The sequence below is a fragment of the Blautia sp. SC05B48 genome (genome assembly GCF_005848555.1).
Lineage (GTDB): Bacteria > Bacillota > Clostridia > Lachnospirales > Lachnospiraceae > Blautia_A.
The window spans coordinates 76,395-98,192 of the sequence record NZ_CP040518.1 but is presented as its reverse complement, the minus strand read 5'-3'; the positions used below and the strand labels follow the sequence as shown (position 1 = coordinate 98,192).

Below are 21,798 nucleotides of genomic sequence, written 5' to 3'. Positions count from 1 at the left end.
AATGAGAAATCCATTGAAAATATTCTGGATCCTGCTGGGGTTTCTTTGCCTTGGACTTGGCACCATCGGAGTTGTCCTTCCGATCCTGCCTACGGTTCCCTTTTATATGGCAACGCTGTTCTGCTTTGCAAAAAGCTCGGAACGGCTCCATACCTGGTTTATAGGAACAGACCTTTATAAAAAACATCTGGACAGTTTTGTGCAGAACAGAGCCATGACGCTTGGAACCAAATGCAAGATCATCGGCATGGTGACCGTAGTTATGGTCATCGGATTTATCTGCATGAAAAATGTGCCTGTGGGAAGAATCTGCATAGCCGTTGTGTGGGTATGCCACATTCTGTATTTCTTCCTCAGGGTAAAAACTGTGGAGCCGGAGGTGTGAACAGCCAATGATCAAGACAAGACTGGTGGGACTTTTGTCCCACGCAAAAAAATATATCGTGTATACGATCCTGTGGCAGTGGCTTGCCCTGCTGTCCCAGGTGATCGCCGTTTTTTCCATTGCAGGGCTGCTGGAAAAAGTGATTTACGGTTCCGTTACTTCAGAAAGTGTAAAACGGACAGTTCTTACGCTGATCCTGGTTGTTGTAATCCGCTTCTTCTGTGAGCGGATGGGCGCAAGGTCGTCCTATCTGGCCTGCGTGGATGTAAAGCGGATCCTCAGAGAAAAAATTTATGAAAAAATGCTGAAGCTGGGTGCTTCCTACAGAGAGCAGGTTTCCTCCTCTGAGGTGGTGCAGGTTTCCACAGAAGGTGTGGAGCAGCTGGAAACCTATTTCGGAAAATATCTCCCCCAGCTGTTTTACAGCCTGATCGCACCGGTAACACTCTTTGTGATCCTCTGCCGGGTGAGCTTAAAAGCCAGCGTGGTACTTCTGATCTGTGTGCCGCTGATTCCCATTTCCATTGTGGTGGTACAGAAGATCGCCAGGAAGCTTCTTAACAAATACTGGAGCATTTATACAGGACTTGGAGATTCCTTCCTGGAAAATCTTCAAGGTCTGACTACCCTAAAGATCTATCAGGCAGACCAGCAGAAAGCAGACGAGATGGATGCGGAGTCCCAGCGGTTCCGCCAGATCACCATGAAGGTTTTAACCATGCAGCTGAATTCCACCAGTGTGATGGATATTGTGGCTTACGGCGGTGCGGCCATTGGTATGGCGGTGGCGGTGACGGAGTTTCTACATGGGAATTTAAACCTTTCCGGAACCCTCTGCATTGTGCTTCTGTCCAGTGAGTTTTTTCTGCCGTTGCGGCTGCTTGGATCCTTTTTTCATATTGCCATGAACGGTATGGCTGCCAGTGATAAGATTTTCCGGATATTGGATATTTCGGAGCCGAAAGCCGGAGAGAAAACTCTGCCGGAGGGCGGTCTGGATATTTCTTTTCGGGATGTGCATTTTTCCTATGAGAAGGACCGTGAGATCCTTGGCGGGATCGATCTTCAGGTTCCTGCGGGAAGCTTTGTTTCCCTGGTTGGAGAGTCCGGCTGTGGTAAGAGTACCATTGCGGGAATCCTCTCCGGAAAGAACCGGGAGTTTTCCGGTGATATCCGTATCGGAGGAGTTGCCCTCGGGGACGTTCGCGAAGATGAGCTGATGGAACATGTGGTTCTGGTGCGCCACAACAGTTATCTCTTTAAGGGAACAGTCCGTGAAAATCTTCAGATGGCAAAAACGGATGCCACGGATCAGGAAATGCGTGAGGTCCTTAAGAAGGTCAATCTCCTTGGATTTCTGGATACCCAGAACGGGCTGGATACGGTCCTTCTGGAAAAGGCGGGAAATCTTTCAGGCGGACAGTGCCAGCGCCTTGTGATCGCCAGGGCACTTCTTGCGGATGCCCCTGTGTACATTATGGATGAAGCCACCTCCAACATTGATGTGGAAAGTGAAGAGCTGATCATGGATGTTATTCATGAGATGGCAAAAACCAGGACTGTACTTCTGATCTCCCACAGACTTGCCAATGTGGTACAGTCCGATCAGATCTACTTCCTGAAGAACGGTGAGATCAGAGAATGCGGAAAGCATGAGGAACTGATGGCCCTGGGTGGCGATTACTGTCATCTGTATGAGAGCCAGAGTGCGCTGGAAAATTATGGGAAGGAGGGAAATGTGTGATGAGTGACAATAACGCACGTGAAATGGCTGAAACTCAGAAAAATATATACAGGCAGAAGACAGATATGGCCATGGCGGGAACAGATACAGCGAAAAAGCGAAGAAGTGCCATTGCTATCATGAGAAGTCTTATTGGTCTGGTGAAACCCCTTCTCCATATTATGCTGGCGGCTATTCTTTTGGGAACCGTGGGATACTTATGTGCTATTTTCCTGACCATCCTGGCAGGGCAGGTGATCCTCCATGGCCTGGCAGGAAGTGCAGCAGGTGCCGGGATTCCTGGTATTCCGGAGGTTGTTATAAAGAGTACCTGGCTTGCCGGAACTTCTGTGAAAGGGATCATTGCCGTTATGATCCTGATTGCGGTGCTCCGTGGTATCCTTCATTATGTGGAGCAGTATTGTAACCATTTTATCGCGTTTAAACTTCTGGCGATCATCCGCCATAAGGTATTTGCGGTTTTGCGTAAGCTCTGCCCTGCGAAGCTGGAAGGTCGTGACAAAGGGAACCTGATCTCCATTATCACCACGGATATTGAACTTCTGGAAGTTTTTTATGCGCATACCATTTCCCCCATTGCGATTGCAACACTGACTTCTGTGATCATGGTAGTTTTTATCGGAAGATATCATGTGCTTGCCGGAGTTCTGGCTCTGGCCGCCTATCTGATCGTAGGTGTGGTGATTCCCCTGTGGAATGGAAAGCATGGAAGTCAGAAGGGTATGGAATTCCGTACGGAGTTTGGTGAGCTGAACAGTTTTGTGCTGGATTCTCTCCGCGGCCTTGATGAAACCATCCAGTACAATCAGGGTGAAAAGAGAAAAGGCCAGATGTCTGACCGCTCCCGGAAACTTGCAGGAATGCAGGAAGACTTAAGCCGGATGGAAGGTTCCCAGAGATCATTTACCAATCTTATGATCCTGCTTGCGTCCTTTGGAATGCTGGCGCTGACGATCCATCTTTATGGAAAAGGTAAGATCGGTTTTGACGGAATCCTGACCTGTACCATTGCCATGATGGGATCTTTTGGCCCGGTTGTGGCACTGTCCAGCCTTTCCAATAACCTGAATCAGACTCTGGCAAGTGGTGAGCGTGTGCTTTCGCTCCTGGAGGAGAAACCACTGGTGGAGGAGATTCCGGATGGAATCGAGTTTCACGCAGTTGGAAGGTTTAATGATGTGGAGAAACAAGATGAATCCGGTGATGGATTTACAGGTGCAGAAGCCTCTCATGTGACATTCGCATATGAAGATGAAACCATCCTGGACGACTACTCCCTGAAACTTGCACCGGGTAAGATCACCGGTATCCATGGAGCCAGCGGTTCCGGAAAATCCACACTTTTAAAGCTTCTGATGCGTTTTTGGGATGTAAGTGCAGGCAGCATTTTCGTAGATAACAGAAATGTAAAAGAGATCCCGACACGCAGGCTGCGGGATCTGGAAAGCTATGTGACACAGGAAACCCACCTGTTCCACGATTCCATCGCAAACAATATCGCCATCGCAAAACCAGGCGCAACCCGTGAGGAAATCATGGAGGCCGCAAAAAAAGCTTCCATCCATGAATTCATCATGACCCTTCCAAAAGGATATGACACAGAAGTCGGAGAACTGGGAGACACACTCTCCGGCGGCGAAAAGCAGAGAATCGGTATTGCAAGAGCCTTCCTTCACGACAGCCCGCTCCTTCTTCTGGACGAGCCAACCTCCAATCTGGATTCCCTGAACGAAGGCATCATCCTGAAGTCCCTGAAAGAAGATAATGCCAACCGTACCGTCGTGCTGGTGTCACACAGAACTTCTACAATGAATGTTGCAGATGTGGTGTATGAGATGGAGAATGGGAGAGTGTCATGATATGGATGCTCTTGTGAGAGTAAAATATATTGCGATTTCCGATACACATTTGCTATAATAGCTCCAGGAGACTATTGTGTTAAGTCCGATCTGAAAAGGAGCGCATATGACCTTATATCATGGAAGTAAAGATATAGTAGAGTATCCGGAAATCAGAAAAGCCCGATTTAACAAAGATTTCTATTTTGGCTTCTATTGTACGAACATCGAAAAACAGGCAGAACGGTGGGCAACAAGGTACGGAGAAAAGGGATACATCAATAGGTACGAGTATACAGAAAATACAGAATTAAAAATTCTTAAATTTGAGAAAATGACAGAAGAATGGCTGGACTTTATTATTTCCTGTCGAAGTGGACAAGCACATCAGTATGATATTGTGGAAGGACCAATGGCAGATGATACGATCTACAATTATCTGCAAAACTATCTGGATGGTAAGATCTCAAGAGCTGCTTTCTGGGAACTGGTAAAATTTAAATACCCCACACATCAGATCAGTTTTCATACAATTTCGGCATTGGATACTTTGGAATTTGCAGGAAGTGAGGTCATATATGGCGAAAAAAAATAATAACAATTTATTTTTTACCTGTAGCCTGATTGAGTATATAGGACGAAACAGAAAACAACATCGGCGGGAAATCACAGATTATCTTGGCAGGGAAAACATAAAGAGAATATACGATTATGCGGATGTATTTCACTGTGAGCCAATACAAAAAGTTGCAGCAGAGTTTATGGAGCAATGCAATATTCCGGAAGGGGAATTTGACAATGTATCCATGTGCAGATATACGGTTCCGGATTACTGGGATATTGGAGAAGTATATGAGCGATTAATAGAAGACATATATGATGATGCGGAAATCGAAAAAGGAATATGGGATATTTATCATTCCTGGATTGATGCACATATTTCGGACTATAATACAGATTTTTATTATCAGCCGAGAGATTATATAGCAGCATGCTATAAAGCGGGAGAAATCCTGTAAAAGATAAACAGAAATTCAAATCACAATTAATACTTGCATTTAACAGACATTGGTGTTACAATGAACGAAACTAAGAACTTGTTGGCATAGGAGTGGGCGAGAGCCCGCTCCTATTTGCTGAGAAGGAATTTGTTCAGAAATAGGCAGAAATAGGAAAGGCAGGTGGGAAGCATGAGCAGACGGGAAGAATATGAACAGAAGACAGAGGCAATCCTTACACCGATCGTGGAGTCCAGGGGCTTTGAGCTGGTAGACGTGGAGTATGTCAAGGAAGCCGGAACCTGGTATCTCAGAGGCTATATCGACAAGCCGGGCGGAATCACAGTCAATGACTGCGAGGACGTAAGCCGTGCATTCAGCGATATACTGGATGAGCAGGATTTCATCGAGGACAGCTACATTATGGAGATCAGTTCTCCGGGACTTGACCGGCCTCTTAAAAAAGAAAAAGACTTTAAGAGAAGCCTTGGCAAGCTGGTGGAGATCCGTACCTACCGGCCCATCGAGAAACAGAAAGAATTCTGCGGTATTTTAAATGCATATGATAGTAACAGTGTGACAATCGATGAAGACGGCACAGAACGTACCTTTGATAAAAAAGATATTGCCCTGATTCGTCTCGCGATCGAATTCTAAAAGAGAATCGAATCTGTAAAATTCAGGAGGAAAAAAGGAAAATGAGCAGAGATTTAAGAGATGCGCTGGATGTTCTCGAAAAAGAGAAAAACATCAGTAAGGATACACTGCTGGAGGCAATTGAGCAGTCACTGATCCAGGCATGTAAAAACCATTTCGGAAAGGCAGATAACGTTCACGTTATGATCGATCCGGAGACCTGTGACTTCAGTGTTTACGCTGACAGAACTGTTGTAGAGCATGTGGAGGATCCAGCTCTTGAGATTTCTCTGGTGGATGCACAGAAAACAAACACCAACGCAGAGATCGGCGATGTTATGAAAGTTGAGATCCAGTCCAAGGAATTCGGACGTATCGCAACTCAGAACGCAAAGAACGTCATTCTTCAGAAGATCCGTGAGGAAGAGCGCAAAGTTCTCTACGATCAGTACTACGGAATCGAAAAAGAAGTAGTAACCGGTATTGTTCAGAGAGTAATGGGCAAAAATGTCAGCATCAACCTCGGTAAGGCAGACGCAGTCCTCACAGAGAACGAGCAGGTAAAAGGCGAGACATTCCAGCCGACTGAGCGAGTAAAAGTTTACATCCTTGAGGTAAAGGACACACCGAAGGGACCACGTATCCTGGTTTCCAGAACACATCCTGGTCTTGTAAAGAGACTTTTCGAGTCCGAGGTTGCAGAGGTGAGAGATGGTACCGTTGAGATCAAGAGCATTGCCCGTGAGGCAGGGTCCCGTACCAAGATCGCCGTATGGAGCAACGATCCGGATGTAGATGCTGTGGGAGCATGTGTTGGTATGAACGGCGCCCGTGTAGGTGCGGTTGTCAACGAGCTTCACGGTGAGAAGATCGATATCATCAACTGGGATGAGAACCCGGCGATCCTTATCGAGAACGCATTAAGCCCTGCAAAAGTTATCGCAGTTATGGCTGACCCGGATGAGAAGACCGCACTGGTCGTAGTTCCGGATTACCAGCTTTCCCTTGCTATCGGCAAGGAAGGACAGAACGCACGTCTTGCTGCAAGACTTACAGGCTTCAAGATCGACATCAAGAGCGAGACACAGGCAAGAGAGTCCGGTGACTTCTACGATGATTACGATGAGGAACACGAGGAAGCAGAGGAAGAAATGACAGAAGAGGCTGTTTCCGAAGAGATTGAAGAAGCAGAGGAAGATACAGAAGAGACAGAAACAGAAGCTGAAGAAACAGCAGATGGAGATGCCGAAGAATAATGAAAACGAGAACCAAGATTCCCATGCGTCAGTGTACCGGCTGCAGGGAAATGAAAAGCAAAAAGGAAATGATACGAGTTCTCAGGACAGCAGAGAATGAGATCATCCTGGACGCTACAGGTAAGAAAAACGGACGCGGCGCATACCTTTGTTTCTCAGAGGAATGCCTGGAAAAGGCTATCAAAAACCATGGCCTGGAGCGTTCCTTGAAAATGGCAGTTCCGGATGAAGTGTATCAGAACCTCAAAAAGGAGTTTGGATCAATTGAAAAACAATAAGGTTTTATCACTCATCGGACTTGCGACAAAAGCAGGAAAAACAGTGAGCGGAGAATTTTCCACAGAAAAATCCGTAAAAACAGGAAAAGGTTTCCTGGCACTGGTGGCAGATGATGCCTCCGAAAACACAAAAAAGAAATTTCGGAATATGTGTACCTATTATGAAGTTCCGTTATATTTCCTTTCAGACAAAGAGAGCCTGGGCAGAGCAATGGGCAAAGAATTCCGTGCCAGCCTTGCCGTGCAGGACGAAAATTTTGCAAAGGCGATCATGAAGGCGCTGGAAAAAGAATCCGGCAGATAACCTGCATGATACAGGCGTCTGTAAGGAGGTTTGACGTTAGAAATGATAAAAGATAAATTCAACAGATCGGGAAAGGAGCAATATAGACAATTGGATACTCCAAAAACAGAAGAAAAGACAACAACGGTGAATACAGAGGGTAACAAGTCTGAAGCACCGAAAAAGAAAAAAAATATCATCCGTGTATTTCATGCACAGAATGCCAGCGATGGCGGTAAAGGAAGAAGAAAACCGGCAGCGGGCGAGAGAAAGGGACCGGCACGTCCACAGAACGGCGGTCAGAGAAGCACAGGAGCAAACACAAGAAACGGTGAGGCCGGTGAGCAGAGAAACGGTCAGAGTGGACAGAATCGCACTCAGGGCGGAAGAACGCAGGGCAACCGTCCGGAAGGAAGAAGAGACGGAAATCGTGACGGAAGAACCTTCGAAGGAAGAAGAGACGGTGGAAATCGTTTTGGCGGAAACCGTTCCCAGAATGGCGAGGGACGTCCGGCAAGACAGGGCGAGGGAAACAGAGGCCCACGCCAGAATGACGGAAGAGGCGGAAGCCGTTTCAGCGGTGGAGCAAACCGTGGCCAGGGTGGTCAGGGCGGAAGCTTTGAAGGAAGAAGAGACGGAGGAAGCCGTTTCGGCGGCGGAGCAAACCGTGGCCAGGGAGGCCAGGGCGGACGTTCCGAAGGCGGAAGAGGCGGAGATAACCGTTTCGGCGGAGCAAACCGTGGTGGCCAGGGCGGCGGACAGCGTCCGGGACAGAGAAGAAGCGGTGGCTCTTCAGATGCTGTATTCACCCCGGAGCTGACCAAGACATCCAAGGACAGCAAGCGTGAGCGTGACAGAGAGAATAAGAACAAGAAGAAAGAATTCGAGAAAGGTACCCAGGGCGGACGCAGACCAAATCAGGGCGGACGCAGACCGAATTCCAGAATTCCGAAAGCACTTCAGAAACCGAATCCACAGCCGAAGCAGGAAGAGAAGAAACCGGAGATCAAGGAGATCACCATTCCGGAGAAGCTTACTATCCGTGAGCTTGCGGATGCGATGAAGATGCAGCCGTCAGTGATCGTTAAGAAGCTTTTCATGGAAGGGGTCATGGTAACCGTAAACCAGGAAATCGACTTTGAAAAGGCAGAGGAGATCGCACTTGGCTTTGATATCATTGCTGAGAAGGAAGAAAAGGTGGATGTGATCGCAGAGCTCCTCAAAGAGGACGAAGAGGACGAGGATGATATGGTTCCGAGACCTCCGGTAGTCTGTGTTATGGGTCACGTTGACCATGGTAAAACATCTCTTCTGGATGCTATCCGTAATACAAACGTAACCAGAGGCGAGGCCGGCGGAATCACACAGCACATCGGTGCTTACGTGGTAAATATCAAGGGCCAGAAGATCACATTCCTGGATACACCGGGACATGAGGCGTTCACAGCTATGCGTATGCGTGGTGCCAACGCTACAGATATCGCAGTTCTGGTCGTTGCCGCAGACGATGGTGTAATGCCGCAGACAGTAGAGGCGATCAGTCATGCAAAGGCAGCAGGTGTTGAGATCATCGTTGCCATCAATAAGATCGATAAACCAAGTGCAAATGTTGAGCGTGTAAAACAGGAACTTTCCGAGTATGAACTGATTCCTGAGGACTGGGGCGGAAGCACCATCTTTGTTCCGGTGTCCGCACATACAGGAGAAGGAATTGAGAATCTTCTTGAGATGATCCTTCTTACTGCTGAGGTTTCCGAGCTCAAAGCCAATCCGAACCGTGAGGCAAGAGGTCTTGTTATTGAGGCTCAGCTTGATAAGGGTAAAGGACCGGTTGCTACTATTCTTGTTCAGAAGGGTACTCTTCATGTGGGAGATTTTATTGCTGCAGGTGCATGCAACGGTAAGGTACGTGCAATGATGGATGATAAAGGACGTCGTGTAAAAGAGGCAGGTCCGTCTACTCCGGTTGAGATCCTCGGACTTGGCGATGTTCCCAATGCAGGTGAGATCCTGATGTCCTTCGAGAGCGATAAAGAAGCCAAGAACTTTGCAGGCGCATTCGTTACAGAGAACAAGAGCCGTCTTCTCGAGGAGACCAAAGGCAAGCTTTCTCTGGATAACCTGTTTGACCAGATCCAGGCCAGCGATCTTAAGGAGCTTCCGATCATCGTCAAGGCCGATGTACAGGGATCTGTTGAGGCTGTAAAACAGAGTCTTACCAAGCTTTCCAACGAGGAAGTTATCGTTAAGGTGATCCATGGTGGCGTAGGTGCCATCAATGAGTCTGATGTTAGCCTTGCTGCAACATCCAATGCTATCATCATTGGCTTTAACGTACGTCCTGATACCACAGCAAAACAGCTTGCTGAGCAGGAGGGTGTTGACCTTCGACTTTATAAAGTCATTTATCAGGCAATCGAGGATGTAGAGGCAGCCATGAAGGGTATGCTGGATCCTGTATTCGAGGAGAAGGTTATCGGTCACGCAGAGGTTCGTCAGCTGTTCAAGGCATCCGGTGTCGGAACCATCGCAGGAAGCTATGTGCTGGATGGTACATTCCAGCGTAACTGTAAGGTTCGTATCACACGAGGTGAGGACCAGATCTTCGAGGGTGAGCTTGCATCCCTGAAGAGATTTAAGGATGATGTCAAGGAAGTTCGTGCCGGCTATGAGTGCGGCCTTGTATTTAATGACTTTAATGATGTCAAAGAAGAAGATAAAGTCGAAGCATATATCATGGTAGAGGTACCAAGATAGGAGTGATTCGTAATGAGAAAAAACAGCATTAAAAATACACGTGTGAATGGTGCAGTTCAAAAAGAACTCAGCACCATCATACACAGCGAGATCAAGGATCCCAGAATTCATCCGATGACCTCTGTGACAGCTGTTGAGGTGGCACCGGATCTTAAGACCTGCAAAGCCTACATCAGTGTGCTGGGCGAGAAACAGGCCAAGGATTCCACCCTCCGGGGCTTGAAGAATGCAGAGGGCTATGTTCGGAGAGAACTGGCCAGAAGACTGAATCTCCGCAATACACCGGAGATCCGTTTTGTTCTGGATGAGTCTATTGAATATGGTGTAAATATGTCAAAGAAGATCAATGACGTAATGAGTGGGATGGAAACAGAGGAATAGGTGGAAAAAATGAAAAACATTTCAGAAATACTGGAAAATGTAAAAACCGTTGGCATTGGCGGTCACATCCGTCCGGATGGGGACTGCATTGGTTCCTGTATGGCTCTGTATCTCTATATCCGGAAATATTTTCCTGATATAGAAGCAGATGTTTATCTGGAAGACCGAAAACCTGTATTTGATTACATTGACAGAATGGATGAGGTTAAGACAGAAGCAGAAGAAGATAAGGTGTATGATCTTTTTATCACCTGTGATGTCAGCGCACTGGACAGGCTTGCAGTTGCCCGGAAATATTTTGATGCAGCAAAAAAGACAGCCTGCATTGACCATCATGTGAGCAATAACGGATTTGCGGATGTCAATCATGTAAGAGGCGAAATCAGCTCTGCCAGTGAAGTTCTTTACGGACTTCTGGATTCAGACAAGATCGATCGTTCCATTGCGGTTCCTATTTATACGGGAATGGCACATGATACCGGCGTGTTCCAGTATTCTTCCACAACACCGGAAACCATGAGGATCGCCGGAGAACTGATGAAAACAGGATTTGATTTCAGCAGGATCATCGATGAGTCCTTTTACCAGAAAACATATCTTCAGAATCAGGTCATGGGACGTGTCCTGGCAGAGAGTATTCTCCTTCAGGGCGGTAAGTGTGTGGTCGGATATCTGAAAAAACGGGAGATGGATTTCTACAGTGTGGAAGGAAAGGATCTGGAGGGAATCGTGAGCCAGCTCCGTCTGACTGCTGGTGTGGAGGTTGCGATCTTTATCTATGAGATGCAGACGCAACTCTTTAAAGTATCTCTCCGTTCCAATGGTAAGGTGGATGTAAGCAAGATTGCCGTATTTTTCGGAGGCGGCGGACATGTGCGTGCGGCCGGCTGTGATATGCAGGGCTCCATGTACGATGTGATCAACAACCTTACCGCTGAAATTGAAAAACAGCTTGCAGAGGAGTAAAGATAAGATCATGGACGGAATACTTGTGATCCGAAAGGAAAAAGGTTATACCTCTCATGATGTTGTTGCAAAGCTGCGTGGGATTCTCCACATGAAAAAGATCGGCCATACCGGGACTCTGGATCCGGCAGCAGAGGGAGTACTTCCTGTTGCACTGGGCAAGGGGACCCGGCTGGTGGAACTTCTTACAGAAAAAGAAAAAACATATGAGGCGGTTTTAAGGCTGGGAGTTTCCACAGATACCCAGGACATGACCGGAGCTGTTCTTTCTGAGAAACCTGTGACCGTCACGGAAGAGGAAGTCCGTGAGGCAGTGGGATCCTTTGTGGGAGAACAGCAGCAGGTCCCTCCTATGTATTCGGCCCTGAAGGTAAACGGAAAGAAGCTTTACGAACTGGCCAGAGAAGGAAAAACCATAGAGCGTAAGCCGCGCCCTGTGGTTTTTTATGAGATAAGGATACTGGATATGGAGCTTCCGCTGGTACGCATAAGCGTTACCTGCAGCAAGGGCACCTATATCCGTACACTTTGCAATGACATCGGAGAAAAATTAGGCTGCGGCGGAGCCATGGAAGAGCTGCTTCGGACCAGGTCCGGAAATTTCACTCTGGAAGAGAGCATGACACTTTCCCAGGTGGAGGAGGCGGTTGCCGATGGGACCATCGGGGAAAAGCTTGTTTCCATCGAGGATGTACTTTCCAAGTATCCGGTCCTTACCTGTACACCGGAGGGAGACAGACTTCTCAATAACGGAAACCCGCTTCCGGAAGAACTGGTACAGGGAGGCAGCAGGGAAGAAAAAGTCCGGATGTATAAAAGCAGCGGAAATTTCACAGGAATATACGGCTGGGATGAAAGAAAACAGAAATACGTACCCATCCGCATGTTTTTTGTATGACACTTTATAAAAACTTGCAGGAGCAGCAGAAGATATGGAATACTTGAAGATCGACGGAGAATTTCCGCGCCTTTCAAAGAGTGCGGTGACACTTGGAAAATTTGATGGCATACACCGTGGACACCAGAAACTGGTGGAGAAGATCCTGGAACAGAAAGAAAAAGGTCTGCAGACAGTCCTTTTTTCTCTTGGCATCGGCAGTCAGATGATCTTTACAAAAGAGGAACGATGTCAGCTTCTTGAGAAAGCAGGCGTGGATGTGCTGATCGAATGTCCGCTGGATAACCGGATCCGTCATATGAAGGCGGAAACCTTTATTAAAGAGATCCTGGTGGGAGATCTTCAGGCGGAGCATGTTGCAGTGGGAGAAGATTTCAGGTTCGGGTATGAACGCAAGGGAACACCACAGCTTCTGGAGACTATGGGAAGGAAGCTTGGCTTTACTGTGGATGTTGTTCCGAAAGAAATGGAAGGCCGCAGAAAGATCAGCAGTACATTTATCCGTGAGGAACTGAAAAAGGGAAATATGGAAAAGGTTAATGATCTGCTGGGAATCCCCTTTTTTGTGGACGGTGTGATCGAACATGGAAGAGGAATGGGACATAAGGTCCTTCTTCCCACTACTAATATCGTTCCTGCAAAAGAAAAGCTGATGCCGCCAAATGGCGTTTATGATACAGTGTCCCATTTTAAGGACAGAACCCTTTGCGGGATCACAAACGTAGGATATAAGCCAACCATCGGAGAGAAATTCCTGGGTGTTGAGACCTATCTTTTTGACTGTGAGGAGGATCTGTACGGAGAGCCCTGCAGAGTGGAATTCTTTCATTATTCCAGACCGGAGAAGCGCTTTTCGTCCATAGAAGCACTAAAGCAGCAGCTCCTGAAGGATGCAGAAAAGGGAAAGGCTTATTTCCGCAGTCTCGAAAAATAAAAACTTTCGGGAAAAACTTTTCGAAAAAAACAGTTTACAGGTCAGAAACCGTGTGCTATACTGTTCGAGGTGAAAAAAGCCAGTATTCAGAAGCCGGAGACTCCGACCACTTCTTAATACCCGGCGTTTGATTAAAATTTCAAGGAGGAAACAACAATGATTTCTAAAGAGAAGAAAACAGCGATCATGAAAGAGTATGCAAGAACAGAGGGTGACACAGGTTCACCGGAGGTTCAGGTTGCAGTTCTTACAGCAAGAATCCAGGAGCTCACAGAGCATCTTAAAACACACCACAAAGATCATCATTCCAGAAGAGGTCTTCTGAAAATGGTAGGTCAGAGACGTGGCCTTCTTGCTTATCTTAAGAAAACAGACATCGAAAGATACCGTGCACTGATTGAGAAATTAGGTTTAAGAAAATAATTGCTACGGGAGGGGCGGATGATTCCATCCGCCCCATTTTAACATGTGTGATAAACACAGACGGAATTACCGCAGGAGTGATTTCCGAGACTACTGAAAAGCCCATTTCCGGTCGAGATCTTTTTCAAAGGAAGTGGTCTTTTCAGTTGTTTCGGGCTCCTGTCAGATATTATTATAATAAGAAAAGGAGAACGAATATGTACAAAAGTTATTCCATGGAACTTGCAGGAAGAACACTGACTGTAGATATCGGACGTGTAGCGAAACAGGCCAATGGTGCTGCTCTTATGCACTACGGTGATACTACAGTTCTTGCTACTGCTACCGCATCCAAAGAGCCGAGAGAAGGAATCGATTTCTTTCCTTTAAGTGTTGAGTATGAGGAGAAGATGTATGCAGTAGGAAAGATCCCGGGAGGCTTCAACAAGAGAGAGGGTAAGGCAAGCGAGCATGCGATCCTTACATCCCGTGTTATCGACCGTCCGATGCGTCCGCTGTTTCCAAAGGATTACAGAAATGACGTAACTCTGGTAGATATGGTTATGTCTGTTGATCCGGAATGCAATCCGGAGATCCCGGCTATGCTTGGTTCTTCCATTGCAACCTGTATTTCTGATATCCCATTTGACGGTCCATGCGCAACCACACAGGTTGGTATGATCGACGGCGAGTTTATCATCAACCCAACACTTGCACAGAAGGCAGTTTCTGATCTTCAGCTTACTGTTGCTTCTACAAGAGAGAAGGTTATCATGATCGAGGCCGGAGCTAATGAGATCCCGGAAGATAAGATGATCGAGGCTATCTACAAGGCCCATGAAGTGAACCAGGAGATCATCAGATTCATTGACCAGATCGTAGCAGAGTGCGGAAAAGAGAAACATTCCTACGAGTCCTGTGCAGTACCTCAGGAGCTTTTTGATGAGATCAAGAAGATCGTTCCTCCGGAAGAGATGGAGGTGGCTGTATTCTCTGATGACAAGCAGACACGTGAGAATAACATCAGCGAGATCACTGATAAGCTGAAAGAAGCTTTTGCAGACAATGAGGAATGGCTTGCCGTTCTCGGTGAGGCTGTATATCAGTACCAGAAGAAGACTGTCCGTAAGATGATCCTCAAAGATCATAAACGTCCGGATGGACGTGAGATCAGACAGATCCGTCCGCTGGCTGCAGAGACAGATATCATCCCGAGGGTTCATGGTTCTGCCATGTTCACAAGAGGACAGACTCAGATCTGTACCGTTACTACACTTGCTCCTCTTACAGAGGCACAGCGTCTTGACGGACTGGATGAGTTTGAGACATCCAAGAGATATATGCACCACTACAATTTCCCGTCCTACTCTGTAGGTGAGACCAAGCCTTCCAGAGGACCGGGACGTCGTGAGATCGGTCACGGAGCACTTGCTGAGAGAGCACTGGTACCGGTACTTCCTACAGAGGAAGAATTCCCATATGCGATCCGTACCGTATCTGAGACATTTGAGTCCAACGGCTCCACATCCCAGGCAAGTATCTGTGCATCTACCATGTCACTGATGGCTGCCGGTGTACCGATCAGAAAACCGGTTGCAGGTATTTCCTGCGGACTTGTTACAGGTGAAACAGACGATGATTACATCGTTCTTACAGATATCCAGGGCCTTGAGGACTTCTTCGGAGATATGGACTTCAAGGTAGCCGGAACACATGACGGAATCACAGCGATCCAGATGGATATCAAGATCCATGGTCTTACAAGACCGATCGTTGAGGAAGCGATCCGCAGAACAAAAGAGGCAAGGGAATATATTTTGACAGAAGTTATGGAGAAATGTATCGACAAGCCTCGTACAACTGTTGGTGAGTTTGCTCCGAAGATCATCCAGATCCAGATCGACCCGCAGAAGATCGGTGATGTAGTCGGACAGAGAGGAAAGACTATCAATACGATCATCGAGCGTACAGGTGTGAAGATCGACATCACAGATGACGGCGCAGTTTCCATTTGCGGAACAGACCAGAAGGGTATGGATGAAGCAAAACGTATGATCGAGATCATCACTACCGAGTTTGAGGCAGGACAGATCTTTACAGGACGCGTAGTCAGCATCAAAGAGTTTGGCGCATTCCTTGAGTTTGCACCGGGCAAGGAGGGAATGGTACACATTTCCAAGATCTCCAAACAGAGGATCAACCGTGTTGAAGATGTTCTCACACTTGGCGACAAAGTTAAGGTTATCTGCCTTGGCAAGGACAAGATGGGAAGAATCAGCTTCAGCATGAAGGATGTACCGGAAGAAGCATAAATGATGAGATACCACAATATTACCAAGGACGATATGTTAAACGGAGACGGACTTCGTGTAGTGCTCTGGGTAGCCGGCTGTTCACACGGCTGCCGGGAGTGTCAGAATCCCATTACCTGGGATCCGAATGGAGGTCTGCCCTTTACGGACAGCGAGCGAGCTGAGATATTTGCAGAGCTGGACAAGGATTATATCAGCGGGATCACCTTCTCAGGAGGCGATCCGCTGCATCCTTCCAATATCGCTGAGGTAACAGCTCTTGCACGAGAGATCAGAGAGAAGTATCCGGATAAGACGATCTGGCTGTATACGGGTTCTCTCTGGGAAGAAATCCAGCAGTATGAGATCATCCATTATCTGGATGTGTGTGTGGACGGGGAATTTCAGGTGGATAAGAAAGAAGTTCTTCTGAAATGGAAAGGCTCCTCAAATCAGAGGGTGATCGATGTACAGGCGTCACTTCGTGAGAACCGTGTGGTTCTGTATGCGGAGTGATCAGAGGTTTTTTCTGAAATTACCTATTGGGAGTGGAACGAAAAATGAAAAGAATTGCGAAATTTCACAAGGTAAGTTTTGAACAGTTTGCAAAGGACTGGAAAGATACCTTTGAACAGTATTCAGAAGAGGAAATCCGAAATATCTACGACAGTCTGAAGCTTCCGAAGAGAGCTACGACCGGAAGTGCAGGATATGATTTTTATGCACCTGTGGATGTGACCATGAAGCCAGGTGAGATCGTAAAGATACCGACCGGTATCCGTGTAGAGATGGAAGAGGGCTGGGTCCTGAAATGTTATCCGAGAAGCGGACTGGGATTTAAATTCCGGCTGCAGTTGAATAACACAGTGGGAATCATTGACAGCGATTATTTCTTTTCTGACAACGAAGGCCATATTTTTTCCAAACTGACCAACGATACAAGAGAAGATAAAACTATCCAGATCCCGGCAGGAACCGGTTTCATGCAGGGAATCTTTGTAGAATACGGAATCACCGTGGATGACGATGCGGACGCAGTAAGAAACGGTGGCTTCGGAAGTACCACAAAATAAAACGAAAGCCCGGAAGGTAGAGGTGTGATGACTACACACATCCGATTTCCGGGCTTGTTTTGTGTAATTACTATCTCTGGTAAATGCCTTGTTTAGCTGAGAAGTGTGTCGGCTTCCTCGTCTGCACGTGCTTTTTCAACGACTGCGTTAAAGGCATTTGCGGCAGCGTCGTACTCTTCATCATCTTCAATGTTTGCCAGCATCGGATCGCCGTCTGCTGTGCGGGAGAAGCTGTAGAGATAAACCTCGCCGGTCTCATTCTGGCCGTTTTCATCCAGTGGGAGAAGTGCGATATATTCTTTGTTCTCTACAGGGAAAATAGTAAGGATGGCACATTCTACCTCAGTATCATCATCCATAGTCAGGGTGATGGTATGATGTGCCTCATCTACCCTGCTTTCACAGTTAGCTGTGCAGGAAGCGCAGTCACTTGGTGCACATCCGCTTTTGTTAAATTCATCACTCATAAAAGAAATCCTCCGTTCTGCTGCTGCCTGTAAATAAGAGTGCAGCTCTGCATGATATAGAGAACATTTTAACATATATGACGTAGAACAGCAACAAAATAGTTATTGTTCACTTGTAGTATTCCGCAAAGCGTGTTACTGAGAACGGAGTGAACAGTAATACAAAATATTTGAGAGCCTGAGAAAACTTTCAAAATATTTTTGCTTAATCCGACAATGTGAGATATAATAAAAATATGACGAAAAAATGAGGAGAAAATATAAAAATATGAAATTTATTTCCTGGAATGTAAATGGGATCCGGGCCTGTATCACCAAGGGCTTTGAGGAACGCTTTCATGAGCTGGATGCGGATATTTTCTGCCTGCAGGAGACGAAATGCCAGCAGGGACAGGTGAAACTGGAACTTCCCGGATATCATCAGTACTGGAACTACGCAAACCGCAGAGGCTATTCAGGTACAGCCATTTTTACAAAGAGGGAGCCATTGTCTGCAGTTTACGGGATTGGGATAGAGGAACATGATAAAGAAGGACGTGTCATCACGCTGGAATTCGAAGAGTATTATTTTGTGACTGTATATACTCCCAACTCCCAGAGCGAGCTCCGCCGTCTGGAATACCGTATGAAATGGGAAGAGGATTTCCTGGCTTATCTCCTGAAACTGCAGGAGAAGAAACCGGTGATCTGCTGTGGCGACCTTAATGTGGCACATCAGGAGATCGATCTCAAGAATCCGAAGACCAACCGCAAAAATGCAGGCTTTACTGATGAAGAGAGAGCCTGCTTTACCAGAGCTCTCGAGAGCGGCTTTATTGATACATTCCGATATTTTTATCCGGATAAAGAGGGTGTTTACTCCTGGTGGTCCTATCGCTTCCGTGCACGAGAGAAGAATGCCGGCTGGCGTATTGACTATTTCCTTGTTTCCCCTTCCCTGAAAGAAAAGCTTCAGGATGCGAAGATCCACGGAGAAATCATGGGATCCGATCATTGCCCGGTTGAGCTGGATATTGATCTGTGACGGATTCGGCGAAAAGGATTTCTATGGATTTGAATAATAAAAAGGGAAAAGGAGGAGTTGCTTTGGCAAGCCGCAGATTAGGTCGAGTGGAGAAAGGTCAGCCGCTGATACTTGGAGCCAACAAAATGGAGGGCGGTTATAATTTTGCAGTGGAGGCATCGGAAGATTCCGAAGTGTCCCTGCTTTTATATAAAAAAAGAGGAGCTGCCTCACCGGTGGAGATTGTTTTTCCAAAGGATTTCCATACAGGACGAGTGTGGGCACTGAAGCTGTGCAGTGCTTCTCTGAAGGATTTTGAATATAATTATAAAATAGACGGTGAGATCGTGCAGGATCCGTATGCATACGGACTTCACGGGAGAGAGCATTTCGGAGTACCTTACGATCCGGAAAAGGATGTCCGCTGTCGCTTCCTTAATGAGAATGTTTCCGGCTGGGAAAATGAAACTGCACCGGCAGTAGAATATGAAAATATGATCCTGTACAAGCTTCATGTCCGTGGTTATACGAAGCTTGCCAGAAAGATGGTTTCCCATAAGGGGACCTTTCTTGGCCTGACAGAGATGATCCCTTACTGGAAAGAACTAGGGATCAATGCCATTGAACTGATGCCTGCCTATGAATTTTGTGAGGTTCCGATCAGTAAACCGAAGGAAAGTAGTGAACACATCAAGACTCGCCGAAAGGAAAATGTAGTGAATTACTGGGGCTATGCATCCGGCTTTTATTTCAGCCCGAAGAGTGCTTACTGCAGTACCAGAGAACCGGAGCAGGAATTTCGGTATATGATCCGGGAACTGCACAAGAACGGCATTGCCTGTATCATGGAATTCTATTTTCCAGAGGAAACAGATAGCCTGATGGCTCTTCGAGCCCTGCAGTTCTGGAGAGATTTTTACCATGTAGATGGATTTCATGTGCTGGGAGAGGGATTTAACCGGGAGATGCTTCTTCGGGACGGAATCCTTTCCGGAGCAAAACTGATCTTCCAGGGCTTTGATTTTGATCATTTTTACAGAGGAAAGCTTCCGGCCAGACGTTGCGGAGCGGAGAGCAATATGAATTTTCTCCAGGATATGCGCCGTTTCCTGAAAAGCGATGAAGGTATGGTGGAGGCTGCAGCATGGCATATCCGTCATAACAGCGAGAATCATGGAGTGATCAATTACATGGTCTGCCAGGATGGATTTACCATGAATGACCTGGTGAGCTACAATTATAAGCATAATGAGGCCAATGGCGAGGGCAATCTGGACGGAAGCAGCTATAATTATTCCTGGAACTGCGGTGTGGAAGGTCCTACCCGTAAGGTTTCCGTCCGTCAGATGAGGGAGCGCCAGATCAAAAATGCCTTTCTGATGATGCTGTTGAGTCAGGGTGTTCCCATGATCTATCACGGTGATGAATTCGGCAATTCCCAGAGCGGAAACAATAATGCCTACTGTCAGGATAATGCTACCGGATGGACAGACTGGAAGGGCTTTTCCAGAAACCAGGGACTGAGGGAATTTGTAAAGGATGCCATTGCTTTTCGTAAGGTCCATCCCGTTCTTCATATGCCGGTGGAACTGAAAGGGGTAGATTATCTGACCAAGGGGTTCCCGGATGTGTCTCTTCACGGGGAACGTGCCTGGTATCTGAGCTATGAGAATACCAGCAGGCTTCTCGGTATGATGTATTACGGAGCCTATGCAAGGGAAAAAGAGGATCTGGAGGCTGCAGAGGATGATTTTATTTACATCGGCTATAATTTCCACTGGGAAAACCGAAGCCTTGCTCTGCCCAATCTCCCGGAAGGTATGTGCTGGAAAAAAATCGCAGATACCTCTCTTCACGGAACAGGATTCTGTCTGGAGGAGGAAGAAGAATATAAAAAATCAATCGAAATAGGTCCCCGCGCCATTGTGGTATTGCTGGGCAGACAGGAGGCGGAGAAAGATGCGATCATGGCACCCGTGGCTGCACTTCAGGACCATCACGAGGCATAAGCTTCTGGTGATGAAATATTGTTTTCGTATCGGGTTATATAAGCAGGGGTTGCTTCATGACCTGTCCAAATATTCCCCGACGGAATTTCTGGTAGGCTGTAAATATTATCAGGGGACAAGAAGTCCTAATAACGCAGAACGTGAGGCAACCGGCGTATCCATGTCCTGGCTGCACCATAAGGGAAGAAACAGACACCATTTTGAACATTGGGTAGACTATTCCCTTGACGGTGAGCATGTGATCATGGGAGCCAGAATGCCCAGAAAATATGTGGCGGAAATGGTCATGGACCGGATCAGTGCATCCAGAAATTATCTGGGAGAGGAATATACCTATCATGAACCATTACAGTATTTTCTGAAAAGCAAGGAGAAGCTGTGGTTTATCCACCCACAGACAAAGAAAGAACTGGAGGGACTTCTCCGGATCCTGGATAAATACGGAGAGGATAAGACCCTATGGTATATCCGCAATGTATATCTATGTGATAACCGTGGAAAAAGAGTGAAAAGCCCCAGGAAAAAGCTTCGAAATCACAGATAGGGGTGTATTTTTGGCAGGTTGTCTGATATAATATTCAGATATCAGGAGGAAGAATGAATGGATACACCAACAATTGCGAAATACTATAGAGAGAAAGATCCCATGGAGCGTCTGAAGCTTCTGGAGCAGTCCATTGCAGCAGGAGAAGAACCGGAAGAAAACAGGATCCGCAAGGAACTCTGGGAGATCCGTTACAGCGATAAAGCTGAGACTGGTGATACCAGGGCAGACGGTTATCTCGGACTCTGGATGACCATGGAGTTTAACCGGAATTCCGCTTCCAGATTCTTTGGTACAAGAAGTGCGAAGAAAGAGATAGGCAAGTATCTTAAGAAGCTGAAATTTCAGGAACTCCAGGAAAGGGGCGGCCTTTATGAGGAGCTTCTTTACCGGGAATGCTGTCATCTGGTTCTGGTCTACATGGATCTCTGTCAGACAGATAAATCCTATAACACAATGATTTTCGGCCTGATCCACATCAAGGAGGACAGTGCGAAGGCAAAGGTCCAGAGAGACATCAGGGAAACAGCTGTGGAGCTTCCGGCTAATCTTGGAATGGAAGCTGAGCTTGGAATCATCACAAGAGCTGCCAGAGAGATCTATAGGCAGTATTATCCCAACGAAGGAAACATTTAGGAGGCCGGAGCGCTTCCGT

Annotated in this window: 23 protein-coding genes; 22 read left to right on the top strand and 1 reads right to left on the bottom strand. The window is 46.9% G+C overall.

Annotated features, from left to right (window positions below; all coding sequences use genetic code 11):
- The first annotated feature begins 1 nt into the window (after position 1).
- The 18 genes from EYS05_RS00460 (at position 2) to EYS05_RS00375 (ending at position 17,120) form a co-directional block, all read left to right on the top strand.
- Positions 2 to 385 (top strand): YbaN family protein, encoded by a 384-nt coding sequence (locus EYS05_RS00460; protein ID WP_138276329.1) that lies wholly within the window; start codon positions 2 to 4, stop codon positions 383 to 385.
- 7 nt (positions 386 to 392) lie between these two features.
- Positions 393 to 2,129: an ABC transporter ATP-binding protein/permease gene (locus EYS05_RS00455; RefSeq protein ID WP_138276328.1), complete on the top strand. Its 1,737-nt coding sequence runs from the start codon at positions 393 to 395 to the stop codon at positions 2,127 to 2,129.
- A 71-nt stretch (positions 2,130 to 2,200) separates the two neighbouring features.
- Positions 2,201 to 3,988, top strand: a complete 1,788-nt coding sequence (locus tag EYS05_RS00450) for an amino acid ABC transporter ATP-binding/permease protein (protein WP_138277653.1) — start codon at positions 2,201 to 2,203, stop codon at positions 3,986 to 3,988.
- 106 nt (positions 3,989 to 4,094) lie between these two features.
- Positions 4,095 to 4,562, top strand: a complete 468-nt coding sequence (locus EYS05_RS00445) for a DUF3990 domain-containing protein (RefSeq protein ID WP_138276327.1) — start codon at positions 4,095 to 4,097, stop codon at positions 4,560 to 4,562.
- Positions 4,546 to 4,986, top strand: a complete 441-nt coding sequence (locus EYS05_RS00440) for a hypothetical protein (RefSeq protein ID WP_138276326.1) — start codon at positions 4,546 to 4,548, stop codon at positions 4,984 to 4,986. Before EYS05_RS00445 ends, EYS05_RS00440 begins: the two co-directional genes overlap by 17 nt.
- Positions 4,987 to 5,157: 171 nt before the next feature.
- Positions 5,158 to 5,622 (top strand): ribosome maturation factor RimP, encoded by a 465-nt coding sequence (gene rimP / locus EYS05_RS00435; protein WP_021650312.1) that lies wholly within the window; start codon positions 5,158 to 5,160, stop codon positions 5,620 to 5,622.
- A gap of 41 nt (positions 5,623 to 5,663) precedes the next feature.
- Positions 5,664 to 6,857 (top strand): transcription termination factor NusA, encoded by a 1,194-nt coding sequence (gene nusA / locus EYS05_RS00430; protein WP_114001441.1) that lies wholly within the window; start codon positions 5,664 to 5,666, stop codon positions 6,855 to 6,857.
- Entirely contained in the window at positions 6,857 to 7,135 is a 279-nt protein-coding gene (gene rnpM, locus EYS05_RS00425; protein WP_138276325.1) for an RNase P modulator RnpM, read from the top strand. The genes nusA and rnpM overlap by 1 nt, the downstream gene beginning before the upstream one ends.
- The gene (locus EYS05_RS00420; RefSeq protein ID WP_021650310.1) at positions 7,122 to 7,439 is read left to right on the top strand and encodes a L7Ae/L30e/S12e/Gadd45 family ribosomal protein; all 318 of its coding nucleotides are present in this window, start codon (positions 7,122 to 7,124) and stop codon (positions 7,437 to 7,439) included. Before rnpM ends, EYS05_RS00420 begins: the two co-directional genes overlap by 14 nt.
- Positions 7,440 to 7,481: 42 nt before the next feature.
- The gene (gene infB, locus EYS05_RS00415) at positions 7,482 to 10,175 is read left to right on the top strand and encodes a translation initiation factor IF-2 (RefSeq protein ID WP_118513655.1); all 2,694 of its coding nucleotides are present in this window, start codon (positions 7,482 to 7,484) and stop codon (positions 10,173 to 10,175) included.
- 12 nt (positions 10,176 to 10,187) lie between these two features.
- Positions 10,188 to 10,556 (top strand): 30S ribosome-binding factor RbfA, encoded by a 369-nt coding sequence (rbfA, locus tag EYS05_RS00410; RefSeq protein WP_015525797.1) that lies wholly within the window; start codon positions 10,188 to 10,190, stop codon positions 10,554 to 10,556.
- Positions 10,557 to 10,565: 9 nt separating this feature from the next.
- On the top strand, positions 10,566 to 11,522 hold the full coding sequence (locus tag EYS05_RS00405; protein WP_022426620.1) for a DHH family phosphoesterase: 957 nt from the start codon (positions 10,566 to 10,568) through the stop codon (positions 11,520 to 11,522).
- 7 nt (positions 11,523 to 11,529) lie between these two features.
- A complete protein-coding gene (truB, locus tag EYS05_RS00400) occupies positions 11,530 to 12,420 on the top strand; it encodes a tRNA pseudouridine(55) synthase TruB (protein ID WP_420314112.1) in 891 nt (296 codons plus the stop codon).
- Between the two features lie 34 nt (positions 12,421 to 12,454).
- Positions 12,455 to 13,354: a bifunctional riboflavin kinase/FAD synthetase gene (locus EYS05_RS00395; RefSeq protein WP_118625419.1), complete on the top strand. Its 900-nt coding sequence runs from the start codon at positions 12,455 to 12,457 to the stop codon at positions 13,352 to 13,354.
- 156 nt (positions 13,355 to 13,510) lie between these two features.
- On the top strand, positions 13,511 to 13,777 hold the full coding sequence (rpsO, locus tag EYS05_RS00390; protein WP_015525801.1) for a 30S ribosomal protein S15: 267 nt from the start codon (positions 13,511 to 13,513) through the stop codon (positions 13,775 to 13,777).
- 197 nt (positions 13,778 to 13,974) lie between these two features.
- Positions 13,975 to 16,068: a polyribonucleotide nucleotidyltransferase gene (locus tag EYS05_RS00385; protein WP_118625421.1), complete on the top strand. Its 2,094-nt coding sequence runs from the start codon at positions 13,975 to 13,977 to the stop codon at positions 16,066 to 16,068.
- 3 nt (positions 16,069 to 16,071) lie between these two features.
- Complete coding sequence (gene nrdG, locus EYS05_RS00380; protein WP_118513778.1) at positions 16,072 to 16,563, top strand: anaerobic ribonucleoside-triphosphate reductase activating protein; 492 nt, start codon at positions 16,072 to 16,074, stop codon at positions 16,561 to 16,563.
- A 44-nt stretch (positions 16,564 to 16,607) separates the two neighbouring features.
- Positions 16,608 to 17,120 carry a deoxyuridine 5'-triphosphate nucleotidohydrolase gene (locus EYS05_RS00375; protein WP_138276324.1) on the top strand — a complete coding sequence of 171 codons (513 nt, stop codon included), beginning with the start codon at positions 16,608 to 16,610 and terminating at the stop codon, positions 17,118 to 17,120.
- Positions 17,121 to 17,212: 92 nt separating this feature from the next.
- On the opposite strand, the gene EYS05_RS00370 is transcribed toward EYS05_RS00375, so the two are convergent.
- Positions 17,213 to 17,587 (bottom strand): DUF1292 domain-containing protein, encoded by a 375-nt coding sequence (locus EYS05_RS00370; protein ID WP_118513643.1) that lies wholly within the window; start codon positions 17,585 to 17,587, stop codon positions 17,213 to 17,215.
- A 268-nt stretch (positions 17,588 to 17,855) separates the two neighbouring features.
- Here EYS05_RS00370 and EYS05_RS00365 point away from each other — a divergent pair, with 268 nt between their 5' ends.
- The 4 genes from EYS05_RS00365 (at position 17,856) to EYS05_RS00350 (ending at position 21,779) form a co-directional block, all read left to right on the top strand.
- A complete protein-coding gene (locus tag EYS05_RS00365; RefSeq protein WP_021977111.1) occupies positions 17,856 to 18,611 on the top strand; it encodes an exodeoxyribonuclease III in 756 nt (251 codons plus the stop codon).
- A 62-nt stretch (positions 18,612 to 18,673) separates the two neighbouring features.
- Complete coding sequence (locus tag EYS05_RS00360; protein WP_138276323.1) at positions 18,674 to 20,599, top strand: Type II secretory pathway, pullulanase PulA and related glycosidase; 1,926 nt, start codon at positions 18,674 to 18,676, stop codon at positions 20,597 to 20,599.
- On the top strand, positions 20,550 to 21,143 hold the full coding sequence (locus EYS05_RS00355; protein WP_227752332.1) for a DUF5662 family protein: 594 nt from the start codon (positions 20,550 to 20,552) through the stop codon (positions 21,141 to 21,143). Before EYS05_RS00360 ends, EYS05_RS00355 begins: the two co-directional genes overlap by 50 nt.
- A gap of 57 nt (positions 21,144 to 21,200) precedes the next feature.
- Positions 21,201 to 21,779: a DUF6553 family protein gene (locus EYS05_RS00350; RefSeq protein WP_118625423.1), complete on the top strand. Its 579-nt coding sequence runs from the start codon at positions 21,201 to 21,203 to the stop codon at positions 21,777 to 21,779.
- The last annotated feature ends 19 nt before the right edge of the window (positions 21,780 to 21,798 follow it).